Origin of the sequence: Pseudokineococcus sp. 5B2Z-1, assembly GCF_037482305.1 — a bacterium.
GTDB lineage: Bacteria > Actinomycetota > Actinomycetes > Actinomycetales > Quadrisphaeraceae > Pseudokineococcus.
Genome location: NZ_JBBHZG010000005.1, coordinates 89,955 through 104,350, shown reverse-complemented (window position 1 = coordinate 104,350; position 14,396 = coordinate 89,955). Strand labels below are relative to the sequence as shown.

Below are 14,396 nucleotides of genomic sequence, written 5' to 3'. Positions count from 1 at the left end.
GGGCGCGGGAGCGGGGGCTCAGCCGCTGAAGTCGGCGGCCGCCCGCTCCACCTGCTGCAGCCAGGCGCGGCGGGCGTCGAGGGCCTCCCGGGCGCGACGCACGGCGCGCTCGTCCCCGGCCCCCTCCGCCTGCTCGAGCTCGGCCTCGAGCCCGGCGATGGAGTCCTGGAGCTGGCCCAGCGCCCCCTCGGCGCGGGCCCGCGCCTCGGGGTTCGTGCGCCGCCAGCGCTCGGAGTCGGCGTCGCGCACGGCCTGCTCGACCGCCCGCATCCGCTTCTCGATGCGGCCGAGGTCGGCCCGCGGCACCCGGCCGGCGGCGTCCCACCGCTCCTGCACGTCGCGCAGGGCGGCCGTGGCGGCCCGCACGTCGCGGACGGGGAGGATCGCCTCCGCCTCGACGAGCAGGGCCTCCTTGACGGCGAGGTTCTCCTTCTCGCCCTCCAGCTGCTCGGCGTCCTTGGCGTCACGGGCGCTGAAGAAGACGTCCTGCGCCGCGCGGAAGCGCGCCCACAGGGCGTCGTCCTCCTTGCGCGCCGCCCGCGGGGCCGCCTTCCAGCGGTCCATGAGCTGGCGGTAGGCCGTCGACGTCGGGCCCCACTCGGTCGAGCCGGAGAGCGCCTCCGCCTCGGCGATGAGGCCCTCCTTGACGGCCTTGGCCTCGCCGTGGCGCGCGTCGAGCTCGGCGAAGTGGTGCCGGCGGTGCCGCTCGAAGCGGTTGCGCGCGTGCTTGAGGCGGCGCCAGAGGTCGTCCTCCTCGCCCTTGGGCAGGCGGGCCGTGCCGGCGGCGCGCTGCTGCTCGCGCCACAGGTCGAACAGCGCGCGCAGCCGCTCCCCGGAGGCCTTCCACTGCACCTGGGCGGGGTCGGCCTCGGCGAGCGCCTCGGCCTCCTCGACGAGCTCGACGCGCTGCGCGCGGACGACGCCGCGGGCCTGCTCGCGGGCGATGTTCGCCTCGCGCTCGCGCTCGGTGACGCGGGCGCCGAGGGCGTCCACGCGCTCGCCCAGGCCGGCGAGGTCGCCGACGGCGGTCGCGTCCTGCAGGGCGCGGGACACCTTGGCGAGGGCCGAGCGCAGCTCGCCGACGGGCGCGTCGGCGACGTCGAGGCGCTGCTCGACGAGGTCGACCTGCGCCACGAGGTCGGCGAAGCGGCGGCCGAAGTAGGCCAGCGCCTCGTCCGCGGCGACGTCCGGGTAGGAGCCGACGACCCGCTCGCCGTCCGCCGTGCGCACGTGGACGACGCCCTCGTCGTCGACGCGGCCCCACTCGGCCGTGTCGGCGGGCGCGTGCTCCGCGGTCACCGCGGGCGCCCCCGCGGACTCGTCACGACGGCGGCCGCCCGGGCGCCCCGCCGGGCGGGGGCCCCGCGAGGACGCCGAGGGGGACGACGGGGACGACGCACCGGTGGAGGAGGTGGGCCCGGCGGCGCCGGGACGCGGCCCGGAGGGGCGCGGCCCGGGTCGACCGGGGCCGGGGCGCGGCGCCGGGCGAGGGGACGGTGCGGCCCCGGCGCCCGTCGCCGGCTCCGTGTCGGCCGCGGGCTCGTCGGCGGCCGACGGCGTCGTGGCGACGCCCGAGGTGCCGGCAGGGGTGTCGCCCGGAGAGGTGCCGGCAGGGGTGGCGCCGGGGTCGGCGTCGGCGACGGGGTCGCTGACGACCTCGTCCGCCGTGCTGCCCACCGCCACGGCGTCGTCCGAGGGCACGGCCGCCTCCGTCACCGGGCCGGCGTCCCCGGGCGACGACGTGTCCTCGGGCGAGGAGTCGTCCTCGGCGCGGGGGGCGTCCACCGCGCCCTCAGGGTCGAGCCCGGCCGCGTCGCGGGCGACGTCCTCCGCCGTCGTCACCGGGGTGGTCGGCTCCACCGCCGCGCCCGCGTCCGCCCCGTCCGCCGGCTGCTCGTCGCCCGCCGGGCCGTCCGTCGCGGGCCCGCCCGGGTCGGCGTCGGGGGCCGCCTCGGCGGTGGCCTCCGGGGTGGTCTCCTCGGGCGCCGTCGTCCCGGGGGCGGTCGTCTCGGGCGCCGCCGTCTCCGGACGGTCCTCGTCCTCGCGGGGGGCGCTCACGGGGTCGCTCACTGCGTCGTCACTCCCTCGATGCTGATGGGTCGCGCGGGCGCGACCCCGTCGGCGGCGGTGCCGCCCTCGGCGATGGTCTGCACGACGTCGAGCCCCTCGGTCACGCGGCCGAAGACGGTGTAGCCGCCCCCGGCGTCCGAGGGGATCGACGAGTCCTCGTAGACGAGGAAGAACTGGCTGCCGTTGCTGTCGCCGTCCCCGCCCTGACGGGCCATGGCGAGCGTGCCGGCGGGGTAGACGTCGTCGGCGGGGGCGTTCTCGACGGGGCCGAAGCTGTACCCGGGCCCGCCCGTGCCGGTGCCCGTCGGGTCGCCGCACTGGAGCACGAAGATGCCCGACGTCACGAGCCGGTGGCACGGCGTGCCGGCGAAGAAGCCCTCGTCGGCCAGGAAGGCGAAGCTCGCGACCGCCTGCGGGGCGGCGTCGGGCAGGAGCTCGACGGTGATGTCGCCGCACGTCGTGGCGATGACCGCCGAGGTGGCGTCGCTCGAGCCGGGCGCGGGGGCGGCGTCGAACTGCGGCGGGTCGGCGACGGCGCCGGAGGTCGGGGTCGGGCAGGGCCCGGAGGCCTCGGGCGTGTCGTCGCCGCCCGTCACGGCCGTCACCACCCCGGCGGCGACGAGGGCGACGGCGAGGACGGCGCCGACGACGACCAGCACGCGGTTCCGCCGGCGGCGCGCGGCCGCCTGCTGCTCCTGGCGTCGCAGGTGCTCCGCGTAGCGACGTCGTGCGTCGTCGCGCTCGCGCTTGCTGGGCGCCACCGATGGACCTCCGCTCGTCGACCTCCCGCCGGGCCTGCCGCCGTGGCGCGCCCTCCCCGGGACGGGAGCGGCGGCGGCCCGTGGCGGACGGCGGCGAGTCTATGCGCGGACGGGCCGTCGGTAGGCTCCCCCGGTGCTCCTGCGCAGCGTCCCGGCCCGCGTGCTGGGCACCAACACCACCGTCCTGGCCGCCCGGGCCGGCACGGCGGGCTCCCCGGAGGAGTGCCTCGTGGTCGACCCGGGCCTCGGCGTCGTCGACCGCCTTCTCCCGCTGCTGGAGCGGCTGCACCTGCGCCCCGTCGCCGTCCTCGTGACCCACGGGCACCTCGACCACGTCGCGGAGGCCGCCGCCGTCGCCGACCCCGCGGGCGCGCCGGTGCTGCTCGGCGCCCCCGACGTCCACCGCCTCGAGGACCCGCTCGAGGGGCTCGGGCCGCAGCTGCGCGCGGCGCTGCTGGTGCAGGTCCCCGGCTTCGCGTGGCGGCGCCCGGCGTCGGTGCGCGGGCTCTCGGGCGGCGACGAGGTCGTCGCGGGGGCGCTGCGCGTCCGCGCGGTGGCGGCCCCGGGGCACACGGAGGGCTCCACCCTCCTCGTCGTCGAGGACGTGCCGGACGGCGACTCCTGGTCCGCCGCCGACGGCCTCCCCGCCGGCACCCCGGCGGTCGCCGGGCAGGTGCGGAGCACGGTGATGACCGGCGACGTCCTCTTCGCCGGCTCCGTGGGGCGCACCGACCTGCCCGGCGGCGACGGCGCCGCGATGCGCGCGACGCTGCGCGACGGCGTCCTGGCGCTGCCCGACGACGCCCTCGTCGTGCCCGGCCACGGCCCGGCGTCCACCCTCGCGCGCGAGCGCGCCACGAACCCGTACCTGCTCGACCCCGACCTCCTGGAGAGCCCCTGATGGCCGCGCGCACCCCCCGACCCCTGTCGGGCTTCCCCGAGCTCCTCCCGGAGGAGCGGGTCGTCGAGGAGCACGTCCTCGACGTGCTGCGCGAGGTGTTCGAGCTGCACGGCTTCGCCGGCGTCGAGACGCGCGCCGTCGAGCCCCTGTCGGTGCTGCTGCGCAAGGGCGAGATCGACAAGGAGGTCTACGCGGTCCGCCGGCTCGCCGAGGTCGCCGAGGACGGCGCCGCCGCGGGGGCGGGCGGGGACGACGTCCTCGCGCTGCACTACGACCTCACGGTGCCCTTCGCTCGGTACGTGCTGGAGAACGCCGGGAAGCTGGCCTTCCCCTTCCGCCGGTACCAGGTGCAGAAGGTGTGGCGCGGGGAGCGGCCGCAGGAGGGCCGCTTCCGCGAGTTCCGCCAGGCGGACGTCGACGTCGTCGACGCCGGCTCGCTCGCGCCGCACCACGAGGCCGAGCTGCCGCTCGTCATGGCCGACGCCTTCGCCCGCCTGCCGCTGCCGCCCGTGGTCATGCAGGTCAACAACCGCCGCCTCGTCGAGGGCTTCTACCGCGGCCTCGGGCTCGCGGACACGGCCTCGGTGATGCGCGAGGTGGACAAGCTCGACAAGACCTCGCCCGAGCGGGTCCGCGCCTCCCTCGTCGACGGCGTCGGCCTGGGGGAGCGGGAGGCCGACGCCTGCCTGGCGCTGGCGACGCTGCGCGCCGAGCCCGGCAGCACCGGCTTCGTCGACGAGGTCCGCGGGCTGGGCGTGCGCGACGAGCTGCTCGACCAGGGCCTCGACGAGCTGGCCGCCGTCGTCGCCGCCACGGGGGGTGTCGGGGGCGGCTCCTTCCGGGTCGTCGCCGACCTGTCCATCACCCGCGGTCTCGACTACTACACGGGCACCGTCTACGAGAGCCGCATGACGGGTTACGAGCACCTCGGGTCGATCTGCTCGGGCGGCCGCTACGACGCCCTCGCCGACGACGGCCGGACGACCTACCCGGGCGTCGGGCTCTCCCTCGGGGTCACGCGCACCCTCGTGCCGCTGCTGCAGCGCGGGCTGCTGCGCGCCTCGCGGCCGACGCCGACGGCCGTGCTCGTCGCCGTCGCGGACGAGGAGCACCGCGCGGCCTCGGCCGCCGTCGCCGCCGCGCTGCGGGCCCGCGGCGTCGCCACCGAGGTGGCGCCGTCGGCCGCGCGCTTCGGCAAGCAGATCCGCTACGCCGACCGCCGCTCCATCCCCTTCGTGTGGTTCCCGCAGGAGGACGGCGCGCACGAGGTCAAGGACATCCGCTCCGGCGACCAGGGGCCCGCGGACCCGGCGACGTGGGCGCCGCCCGCCGAGGACGCCCGCCCGACCGTCGCCTGGCACGAGCCCACCGCCTGACGGCGGGCCGTCGCGGCCCGCCCTCAGGGACGGGTTCGGGAGGGCGAGTCGTCGCCTGTTCGCCCTCCGGGCGGTGGTCGGGAGGGCGAGTCGTCGCCTGTTCGCCCTCCGGGCGGTGGTCGGGAGGGCGAGTCGTCACCTGTTCGCCCTCCGGGCGGTGGTCGGGAGGGTGAGTCGTCGCCTGTTCGCCCTCCGGGCGGGGGTCGGGAGGGCGAGTCGTCGCCTGTTCGCCCTCCGGGCGGTGGTCGGGAGGGCGAGTCGTCGCCTGTTCGCCCTCGGGGAGGGGCTCGGGAGGGCGAGTCGTCGCCCGTTCGCCCTCGGCGCCCCTAGCGCGGACTTCGCGGGCCGACGCGCCGTGACGGCAGCGCGCGCGGACCTCGCGGGGCGGCGCGCCGCCTCGTCGCCCTCGACGTCCGCGCTCGTGGCCCCGGTCGCCGCCCCGCCTGAGCGCCGAAGTCTCGGACCACCCGAGCGCGGCGACCGCGACGCGCGGCGACGCCGATCGCTTGACGCCTCGTCGGACAGGTGTTCGACTCGCGCCGTGAGGTGGCAGACGCAGACGCTGGCGGCGGTCGACGACGGCGCGCTGCCCGGGCTGGCGGCGGCGAGCATCCCCGGGCTGCAGCGCACGGTGCGGACGCCGGAGTTCGCGGGCGTCACCTTCCACGAGGTGCGCGCCCGCAGCGCCCTCAACGCGGTGCCGGCGGGGTCGGCCATGCCGTTCCGGTGGACGGTCAACCCCTACCGCGGCTGCAGCCACGCCTGCGTCTACTGCTTCGCCCGCGGCACCCACGCCTACTTGGACCTCGACACCGGCGAGGGCTTCGACCGCGAGGTCGTCGTCAAGACGAACGTCGCCGAGGTGCTGCGCCGCGAGCTCGGCCGGGCGTCGTGGGAGCGCGAGCACGTGGCGCTCGGCACGAACACCGACCCCTACCAGCGGGCGGAGGGGCGCTACCGGCTCATGCCCGGCGTCGTCGAGGCGCTCGCGTCGTCCGGCACGCCGTTCTCCGTGCTGACGAAGGGGACGCTGCTCGCGCGCGACCTGCCGCAGCTCGCCCGGGCCGCCGGGCAGGTGCCCGTCGGGATCGGCGTGTCCCTTGCCATCTGGGACGACGACCTCCACCAGGCGCTCGAGCCGGGGACGCCGTCGCCCCGCGCCAGGCTCGAGCTCGTGCGCCGCGTCCGCGACGCCGGGCTGCCGTGCGGCGTCTTCGTCGCCCCGGTGCTCCCGTGGCTGACCGACACCGTCGAGCACCTCGACGAGGCCCTCGGGCGGGTCGCGGAGGCGGGCGCGACGGGCGTCACCGTGCTGCCGCTGCACCTGCGACCCGGCGCGCGGGAGTGGTTCTGGGCGTGGCTCGAGCGCACGCACCCGCGGCTCGTGCCGCGCTACGCCCGCCTCTACGGCCGCGGCGCCTACGTCCCGCCGCACTACCGGTCGTGGCTGCAGGAGCGGCTCGCGCCGCTGCTGGCCCGCCACGGCCTCGACCGCCAGCACGGCGGGGTCGCCCGCGGCGTCCCCGGCGACGACGAGGGCGCCTTCCCCGCCGGCAGCCTGCCGACGGGGGCGGGTCGCCGCCCGCAGGCCGTCGTCGCGGAGCCCGAGCAGCTGCCCCTCGCCCTCTGAGCGCGGCGCGTGTCCCGGGACCACCCGGGCCGCGGCGTCGTCAGCGCACGCCGCGCGGGCGCAGCTGGACGCTGACGCGGGGCCCGACCGGCCGGCTCGTCTTGGGGACGGCGTGCTCCCACGTGCGCTGGCACGAGCCGCCCATGACGAGCAGGTCGCCGTGGCCCACGGGGACGCGCAGCGCCGTCGGGCCGCCGCCGCGCGGGCGCAGCACGAGGGGGCGCGGGGCGCCCAGCGACAGGATCGCGACGACCGTGTCCTCGCGGCTCGAGCGCCCCAGCCGGTCGCCGTGCCACGCGACGCCGTCGCGCCCGTCCCGGTACAGGCACAGCCCCGCGGTGCGCAGGGGCTCGCCGAGCTCGGGGAGGTAGTGCGCCGAGAGGGCGTCGCGCGCACGGGCGAGCAGGGGGTGGGGTAGGAGCGCCTCCTCGCCGTAGAAGCAGAGCAGGCGGGGCACGTCGACCTCGCGCTCGTACATCTGCCGGCGCTCGGCCCGCCACGGCACCGCGGTGAGCAGGTGCTCGAAGAGCGCGCCCGACGACTCGACCCAGCCCGGGCGGACGTCCACCCAGGCGCCGCGCGAGAGCTCGTGCCGCACGAGGCCCTGGGTCAGCTCGCCGAGGCGGGGCCCGGCGTCCTCCGCGACGTCGTCGAGGAGGGACGGCTGCGTCGTCAGCGACATGGGCCGAGCCTACGCCACAGGTCGAACACGCGTTCGACCCGTGGCGCAGGCGGGACGGGCGCCGGGGGAGGGGGCTGGTCAGGCGTCCTGGGCCGGCAGGTCGTAGGTCGCCACGAGCGTCGCCCGGGCGAGCGTGTGCGGGAAGAGGTTGAAGCCCAGCTGCGCGGGCGGGGCGTCGGCGTCGAGGCCGAGGCTCTCGACGTCGACCGCGTGGACGACGACCCAGTAGTGGTGGGTGCGGTGCCCGGGCGGGGGAGCGGCGCCGACGAAGCCGGCGAAGCCGCCGTCGTTGCGCAGCTGGACGGCGCCCTCGGGCAGGCCGCTCGTCGCCGCGCCGCGGGGGAGCGACGTCGTGGAGGTGGGCAGGTCGGCGACGGCCCAGTGCCAGAAGCCGGACGCCGTCGGCGCGTCGGGGTCGTAGACGGTGACGGCGAAGCTCTTCGTGCCCTCCGGGGCGCCCGACCACGACAGCTGCGGGGAGACGTCCTCGCCCCCCTCGACGCCGAAGGCCCCGCTGGCGTGCCGGTCCGCGAGGCGCTCGCCCTCGGCGACGTCGTCGCTGGTCAGGCTGAAGGACGGCACCTGCGGGAGGTGCTCGTAGGGGTCGATCAGGCCTCGGCCGGTGGTCGGGTCGCTCACGGTGGTCTCCTCCTGCGGGGCGTGCGGCGGCCGCTCGGGGCGGCGCCGCCGGTCGGGGGCCATGCTCGGCGGCGCGGGCCGCCGTCGCACCTCGCCCGTAGGATCGCCGCGCCCGCCGGCGGGCGCCGGTGCTGCACCGGCGGCCGCGGGCGCGACGACCGCCCCGGTCCAGCGACGCCGGGGACACGACCCCGAGAGGACCCACCGTGCTCCGCACCCACGAGGCCGGCACCCTGCGCGCCGACCACGCCGCCGACGCCCCCGCCGCCGAGGGGACGGCGCCCGACGCGGCGACCGTGACGCTGGCGGGCTGGGTGGCCCGGCGCCGCGACCACGGCGGGGTGGCCTTCCTCGACCTGCGCGACGCCTCGGGCGTCGTCCAGGTCGTCGTCCGCGACGAGCTGCTCGAGTCCTCCGGCGCCCACGACCTGCGCAGCGAGTACGTCGTGCAGGTCACGGGCGCGGTGCGCCGGCGTCCCGCGGGCAACGAGAACCCCGACCTGCCCACGGGCGAGGTCGAGGTCGTGGCGTCCCAGCTGGTCGTCCTCTCGACGGCCGACCCCCTGCCCTTCCCCGTCGAGGCCTCCGGCTCGGGGGAGGTCGGCGAGGAGGTGCGCCTCAAGCACCGCTACCTCGACCTGCGCCGCTCCGGCCCCGCCGCGGCGCTGCGGCTGCGCAGCGCCGTCAACCGGGCCGCCCGCGGCGTCCTCGACGGCCACGGCTTCACCGAGGTCGAGACCCCGACGCTCACCCGCTCCACCCCCGAGGGCGCCCGCGACTTCCTCGTGCCGGCGCGCCTCCAGCCCGGCAGCTGGTACGCCCTGCCGCAGAGCCCGCAGCTGTTCAAGCAGCTGCTCATGGTCGGCGGCGTGGAGCGCTACTACCAGCTCGCCCGCTGCTACCGCGACGAGGACTTCCGCGCCGACCGGCAGCCGGAGTTCACCCAGCTCGACGTCGAGATGAGCTTCGTGGACGCCGAGGACGTCATCGCCCTCACCGAGGAGCTGCTCACCGCGCTGTGGCGCACGGCCGGGCACGAGATCGAGGGCCCGATCCCGCGGATGACGTACGCCGAGGCGATGGCGCGCTACGGCAGCGACAAGCCCGACCTGCGCTTCGGGCTCGAGCTCGTCGAGTGCACCGACTACTTCCGCGAGACGCCCTTCCGCGTCTTCCAGGCGCCCTACGTCGGCGCCGTCGTCATGCCGGGCGGGGCGAGCCAGCCGCGCAAGCAGCTCGACGCCTGGCAGGAGTGGGCCAAGCAGCGCGGCCACCGCGGCCTCGCCTACGTCCTCGTCGGCGAGGACGGCGAGCTCGGCGGCCCCGTGGCCAAGAACCTCTCCGAGGCCGAGCGCGCCGGGCTCGCGGCCCACGTCGGGGCGAGCCCCGGCGACTGCGTCTTCTTCGCCGCCGGGCCGGCGTCCTCCGCCCGCGGGCTGCTCGGCGCCGCCCGCCTCGAGGTCGGTCGCCGCACGGGCGCCATCGACGAGGGCGCGTGGGCCTTCGTCTGGGTGGTCGACGCCCCGCTGTTCGAGCCCGCCGACGACGCCACGGCGTCCGGCGACGTCGCCGTCGGATCGGGCGCGTGGACGGCGGTGCACCACGCCTTCACCGCGCCGACCCCCGAGTGGGTCGACCGCTTCGAGGAGGACCCGGGCGCGGCCCTGTCGCAGGCCTACGACATCGTCTGCGACGGCAACGAGATCGGCGGCGGGTCCATCCGCATCCACTCGCGGTCGGTGCAGGAGCGGGTCTTCGCCGTCATGGGCCTGGCCGAGGAGGACGCGCGGGCCAAGTTCGGCTTCCTCCTCGACGCCTTCGCCTACGGCGCCCCGCCGCACGGCGGCATCGCGCTCGGCTGGGACCGCATCTGCGCGCTGCTCGCGGGCGTCGACTCCATCCGCGAGGTCATCGCCTTCCCCAAGAGCGGCGGCGGCTACGACCCGCTCACGGCGGCGCCGGCGCCCATCACCGCCGAGCAGCGCAAGGAGGCCGGGGTGGACGCGAAGCCCCAGCCCGGCCCCGGCGAGCCGCCGACGGCGCCCGAGCGCGGCGGCACGTCGTGACCGTCGTCGTCCGCCCCGAGGGGCCCGAGGACGAGACCGCCGTCGCCGCCGTCGTCACCGCCGCCTTCACGGGGGCGGGAGCGCAGCCGGGCCCCGAGGCGGCCTTCGTGCACGAGCTGCGGCTGGAGCCGGGCGCCTACCTCGCCCGGTACAGCCTCGTGGCGGTCGACGACGGCGATGTCGTCGGGCACGTGCTGGCCAGCCGCATCCACGTCGGCCAGGCGCCGGCGCTCGCGCTGGCGCCGGTGTCGGTGCACCCGGACCACCAGAGCTCCGGTGTCGGGCGCCAGCTCGTCGAGCGCGTGCTGGCCGAGGCCACGGTGGCGGGGGAGACCCTCGTGCTCGTCCTCGGCGACCCGGCCTTCTACGGGCGCTTCCGCTTCGAGCCGGCCTCGGAGCTCGGCATCACCGGGCCCTACGCCGGGCCGGAGTTCATGGCGCGGCGGCTGGCCGCCGACGCCCCCGTGGGGGAGGCCGTCTACTCGCCCGTCTTCACGCGGCTGGAGCAGGGGCGGCTGTAGGCCCGTCGCGCGCCGGCCGTGGCGCGGGCCTCCAGCCCGCGCACGACCGGTGGCACGGGTCGCCGGGGGAGAGGATGGGGAGGTGAGCCTCCTCGACCCCCAGCACCTGCTCGCGACCTTCGGGCTGGTGGGGCTCTTCGCCGTCCTCNGTCCCCCCCCCCCCCCCACGACCGGTGGCACGGGTCGCCGGGGGAGAGGATGGGGAGGTGAGCCTCCTCGACCCCCAGCACCTGCTCGCGACCTTCGGGCTGGTGGGGCTCTTCGCCGTCCTCTTCGCCGAGACCGGGCTGCTCGTCGGCTTCTTCCTGCCGGGCGACTCGCTGCTGTTCTCCGCGGGCATCCTCACGGCGACGTCGGCCGGCGACGCGGCCCACCTGCCGCTCGGTGCGGCGATGGCGGCCGCCGCGGCCGGGGCGCTCGCCGGCGCGGAGGTCGGGTACCTCATCGGCCGCCGCGCGGGACCGCCGCTGCTGGACCGCCCCGACCGCCCGCGCCTGCAGGCGGGGGTGCGGCGCGCCGAAGGGGTCCTCGAGCGCTACGGCTACGGCAAGGCCGTCGTGCTGGCGCGCTTCATCCCCGTGGTGCGCACCCTGATGAACCCGCTCGCCGGCGCCGTCGGCATGCGCGCCAGCTCGTTCGCGCTGTGGCAGGCCGCGGGCGGGCTCGTCTGGGCGGTCGGCCTCGTCCTCGTGGGCCACGAGCTCGGCGCGCGCATCCCGGGCATCGACACCTACCTGCTGCCGGTCATCGCCGTCGTGGTCGTCGTGTCGCTCCTGCCCTTCGCCGTCGAGCTGCTGCGCGCGCGCCGCCGCAGCGCCTCCTGACCTCTCCCGACGGCGCGCCCCACCGGGGGCAGTGCGCTCGTAGTCTCCGGGCGTGACCACCGCCGAGACCGGCCAGACCCCGGACGCCGCCCGCCCCGTGCGCGTCGGGGTGCAGATCCAGCCGCAGCACGCCGACTACGCCCAGATCCGCCGTGCCGTCGCCGCCGCCGAGGAGGCCGGCGTCGACCTGGTGATGAACTGGGACCACTTCTTCCCGCTGTACGGCGAGCCCGACGGCAAGCACTTCGAGTGCTGGACCATGCTCGGCGCCTGGGCCGAGGCCACCGAGCGGGTGGAGATCGGCGCGCTGGTGAGCTGCAACTCCTACCGGAACCCCGACCTGCTGGCCGACATGGCCCGCACGGTCGACCACGTCAGCGACGGGCGGCTCGTCCTCGGCATCGGCGCCGGCTGGTTCGAGCGCGACTACGACGAGTACGGCTACGACTTCCGCACCGCCGGCGCCCGCATCGGCGACCTCGGCGAGGCCCTGCCGCGCATCGAGGCGCGCTGGGCGAAGCTCAACCCGGCCCCCGTCCGCGACATCCCCGTCATGGTCGGCGGTAGCGGCGAGAAGAAGACGCTGCCGCTCGTCGCCCGCCACGCCGACATCTGGCACGCCTTCGGCGACGCCGAGACGGTCCAGCGCAAGGGCGCGATCCTCGACGGCTACTGCCGCGACCTCGGCCGCGACCCGCGGGAGGTCGAGCGCTCCGCCGGCGTCGAGGGCGACCCGTCCGCCGTCGGCGACGCGATGCTCGGCGCCGGCGTCACCCTCTTCACCGTGAGCACCGGCGGCCCCGACTACGACCTCGGCCCCCTGCGCGACTGGCTCGCCTGGCGCGACGAGCGCAACGCCTGACCGTGGAGGTGACGCCTCCTCCTCCGGAGCGCGGTCAGCCGCGGGAGGCGCGGGCGTCGAGGTAGTCGCTGACGACGTACTCGCCGAGCCGGTCGGTCGACGGCGCCAGCACCCGGCCGCCGTTGCGGCGGGCGAGGGCGTCCACGAAGCGGCGCAGTCCCGGGTCGTCGCCGAGGACGAAGGTGCTGATCGGCGTCCGCATCCGGGTGAGCGCGTCGACCTCGTGGACGGTCGCCTCGATGGTCTCGGGCAGGCTCGGCCACCAGAACACGGCCTCGCCGTCCTCGAGGTGCGCCGTCGGCTCGCCGTCGGTGACGACGAGGACCACCGGGTCCAGCCCGGGGTGCCGGCCGACGTGCCGGCGCGCCAGTGCGAGCGCGTGCTGGAGGTTGGTGCCCTGCACGCCGGACGGCTCGACGGCGGCGAGCTCGGCCGCCGTCAGGACCTCGGCGGTACGCCCGAAGCCGATGATCTCCAGCTCGTCGCCGGGGAACCGGGTCGCGATGAGGTGGGACAGCGCGAGCGCCGTCTGCTTCATCGGCGCCCAGCGCCCCTCGGCCACCATGGAGAACGACAGGTCGACGCACAGCGCCACGGCGGCGCCCGTGCGGCGCTCGGTCTCGACGACGGCGAAGTCCTCGACGTCGAGCGCGACGACGCCGCCGCCCGTGCGCCCGGGCGTCCCCGCCGTCCGCAGCACCGCCCGCTGGACGGTGCGGACGGCGTCGAGCGGCTGCTCGTCGCCGAACTCCCACGCGCGCCAGCTGCCCGTCGCCTCGCCGGCGGCGCCGGCCGACCGGTCGTCGTGCTGCCCCCGCCGCCCGCCGCGCAGGCGCGAGAAGACGGCCGCGAGGGCCGTCTGCCCCAGCCGGCGCATCGCCTTCGGGGTGAGGGACAGCGCGTCGGCGCCGTCGCGCGAGAGCCAGCCCTGGCGGCGGAGCTCGGCGTCCAGCTCCTGCAGCGCCCGGACGTCGGCCGCCGCCCCGGCACCGAGCTGGCGCTCGACGGCCTCCACGTCGACGTCGTCGAGCGTCGCCCCCGGGTAGTCCTGCCCCAGGGCCTGCGAGAGGGAGTCGAGGTCGGAGAGCTCGGCGAGGGCGTCGGTCGCCTCGCCCACGCCCATCGGGTCGGAGCCGGTGAAGCGCTCCCGCGAGCGCCGGTCGAGGCCCGGCCGCAGGGCGCGCAGCGCGTTGCCCAGCGCCGCCATCTCCGCCTCGAGGCCGGCGTCGCCGAGGGCGTCCGCCATGAGGTCGGAGAGCTCGGCGCGCTGCTGGGGCGACAGGGACGAGAGCATCCGGTCCATGGCCGCCTGCCGGCGAGCCAGCTCGTCGACGAGCTCCTCGACGCTCTCCGGGCGGTCGTCGCCGAAGGCGTCGCCGTGGCGCTCCATGAACTGCTCGAACTGCTCGGTCGTGTCCTCGCCGCGCGCGTGGGCGGCCAGCAGGGCGTTGAGGTCGGCGAGCATGTCCTTCATCTGCGCCATCGCGGCGGCCTGCTGGGCGCGGGCGCCCTCGGCGTCGCCTCCCTCCTCGGCGGCCCGGCGGGCCTCCCGCGCCGCGGCCAGCGCGTCGCGCAGCCCGGCGAACTGGGCGCCCATGACGTCGTCGCGCAGCTGCTCGCGGATCTGGCGGTAGAGCTGCTCGGCCACCGGGCTGCGCCACTCGTCGTCCTCGAGCTCGCGCACCGCCTCGGCCGTGTCGCGGGGGAGGTCGTCGAGGCGCTGCTCGCGCTCGCGAGCGGCGTCGTCGTCGGACATGGCCAGGGCCTCGCGCTCGGCGTCGAGGGCCTGCGCGAGCTGCTCGCGGGCGCGCTGCAGCGGCCCCGCCAGGTCGCCGGAGCGTCGCAGCTCCTTCTGCCGCCGCACCGCCCGGGCGGCGAGGTCGCGCAGCCCGCGGCGCCCGTCCTCTCCGCGCTCGAGGAGGTCGCGCAGCGCGTCGCGCACGCTGCGGCCCTCCATGACCTCGCGCCCGAGGGCGTCGACGGCGGCGCGGACGTCGAGCGGGCCGGCCAGCGGGTCGGGACCGCCGGCCCACGCGCCGTAGGAGAAGCGGGCCATGAGGACCT

Annotated in this window: 12 protein-coding genes; 7 read left to right on the top strand and 5 right to left on the bottom strand. The window is 77.4% G+C overall.

Annotation, left to right across the window (positions count from 1 at the left end; genetic code table 11):
- Positions 1–18: 18 nt before the first annotated feature.
- Entirely contained in the window at positions 19–2,058 is a 2,040-nt protein-coding gene (locus WDV85_RS13485) for a DUF349 domain-containing protein (RefSeq protein ID WP_339571117.1), read from the bottom strand.
- A gap of 8 nt (positions 2,059–2,066) precedes the next feature.
- Positions 2,067–2,831 carry a peptidylprolyl isomerase gene (locus tag WDV85_RS13480; protein WP_339571116.1) on the bottom strand — a complete coding sequence of 255 codons (765 nt, stop codon included), beginning with the start codon at positions 2,829–2,831 and terminating at the stop codon, positions 2,067–2,069.
- A 133-nt stretch (positions 2,832–2,964) separates the two neighbouring features.
- On the opposite strand from WDV85_RS13480, the gene WDV85_RS13475 reads away from it, so the two are divergent.
- The 3 genes from WDV85_RS13475 to WDV85_RS13465 all read left to right on the top strand — a co-directional run bounded on the left by WDV85_RS13475 (position 2,965) and on the right by WDV85_RS13465 (position 6,738).
- Positions 2,965–3,732, top strand: coding sequence for an MBL fold metallo-hydrolase (locus WDV85_RS13475; protein ID WP_339571115.1), 768 nt, complete (start codon positions 2,965–2,967; stop codon positions 3,730–3,732).
- Positions 3,732–5,108 (top strand): histidine--tRNA ligase, encoded by a 1,377-nt coding sequence (hisS, locus tag WDV85_RS13470; protein WP_339571114.1) that lies wholly within the window; start codon positions 3,732–3,734, stop codon positions 5,106–5,108. Before WDV85_RS13475 ends, hisS begins: the two co-directional genes overlap by 1 nt.
- Positions 5,109–5,649: 541 nt before the next feature.
- The gene (locus WDV85_RS13465; RefSeq protein ID WP_339571113.1) at positions 5,650–6,738 is read left to right on the top strand and encodes an Rv2578c family radical SAM protein; all 1,089 of its coding nucleotides are present in this window, start codon (positions 5,650–5,652) and stop codon (positions 6,736–6,738) included.
- Between the two features lie 40 nt (positions 6,739–6,778).
- On the opposite strand, the gene WDV85_RS13460 is transcribed toward WDV85_RS13465, so the two are convergent.
- Both WDV85_RS13460 and WDV85_RS13455 read right to left on the bottom strand, forming a co-directional pair.
- Positions 6,779–7,420 (bottom strand): alpha-ketoglutarate-dependent dioxygenase AlkB, encoded by a 642-nt coding sequence (locus WDV85_RS13460; RefSeq protein WP_339571112.1) that lies wholly within the window; start codon positions 7,418–7,420, stop codon positions 6,779–6,781.
- A gap of 78 nt (positions 7,421–7,498) precedes the next feature.
- Complete coding sequence (locus tag WDV85_RS13455; RefSeq protein WP_339571111.1) at positions 7,499–8,059, bottom strand: YbhB/YbcL family Raf kinase inhibitor-like protein; 561 nt, start codon at positions 8,057–8,059, stop codon at positions 7,499–7,501.
- 206 nt (positions 8,060–8,265) lie between these two features.
- Between WDV85_RS13455 and aspS the strand changes: the two genes are divergently transcribed.
- The 4 genes from aspS to WDV85_RS13435 all read left to right on the top strand — a co-directional run bounded on the left by aspS (position 8,266) and on the right by WDV85_RS13435 (position 12,332).
- Positions 8,266–10,125, top strand: a complete 1,860-nt coding sequence (gene aspS / locus WDV85_RS13450) for an aspartate--tRNA ligase (RefSeq protein ID WP_339571110.1) — start codon at positions 8,266–8,268, stop codon at positions 10,123–10,125.
- Positions 10,122–10,646: a GNAT family N-acetyltransferase gene (locus WDV85_RS13445; RefSeq protein WP_171202212.1), complete on the top strand. Its 525-nt coding sequence runs from the start codon at positions 10,122–10,124 to the stop codon at positions 10,644–10,646. Before aspS ends, WDV85_RS13445 begins: the two co-directional genes overlap by 4 nt.
- Before the next feature lie 206 nt (positions 10,647–10,852).
- Positions 10,853–11,470 carry a DedA family protein gene (locus WDV85_RS13440; RefSeq protein ID WP_339571109.1) on the top strand — a complete coding sequence of 206 codons (618 nt, stop codon included), beginning with the start codon at positions 10,853–10,855 and terminating at the stop codon, positions 11,468–11,470.
- Between the two features lie 52 nt (positions 11,471–11,522).
- Positions 11,523–12,332: an LLM class F420-dependent oxidoreductase gene (locus WDV85_RS13435; RefSeq protein WP_339571108.1), complete on the top strand. Its 810-nt coding sequence runs from the start codon at positions 11,523–11,525 to the stop codon at positions 12,330–12,332.
- A gap of 34 nt (positions 12,333–12,366) precedes the next feature.
- Here WDV85_RS13435 and WDV85_RS13430 read toward each other — a convergent pair whose 3' ends face one another.
- Entirely contained in the window at positions 12,367–14,388 is a 2,022-nt protein-coding gene (locus WDV85_RS13430; RefSeq protein WP_339571107.1) for a VWA domain-containing protein, read from the bottom strand.
- Between the last annotated feature and the right edge of the window lie 8 nt (positions 14,389–14,396).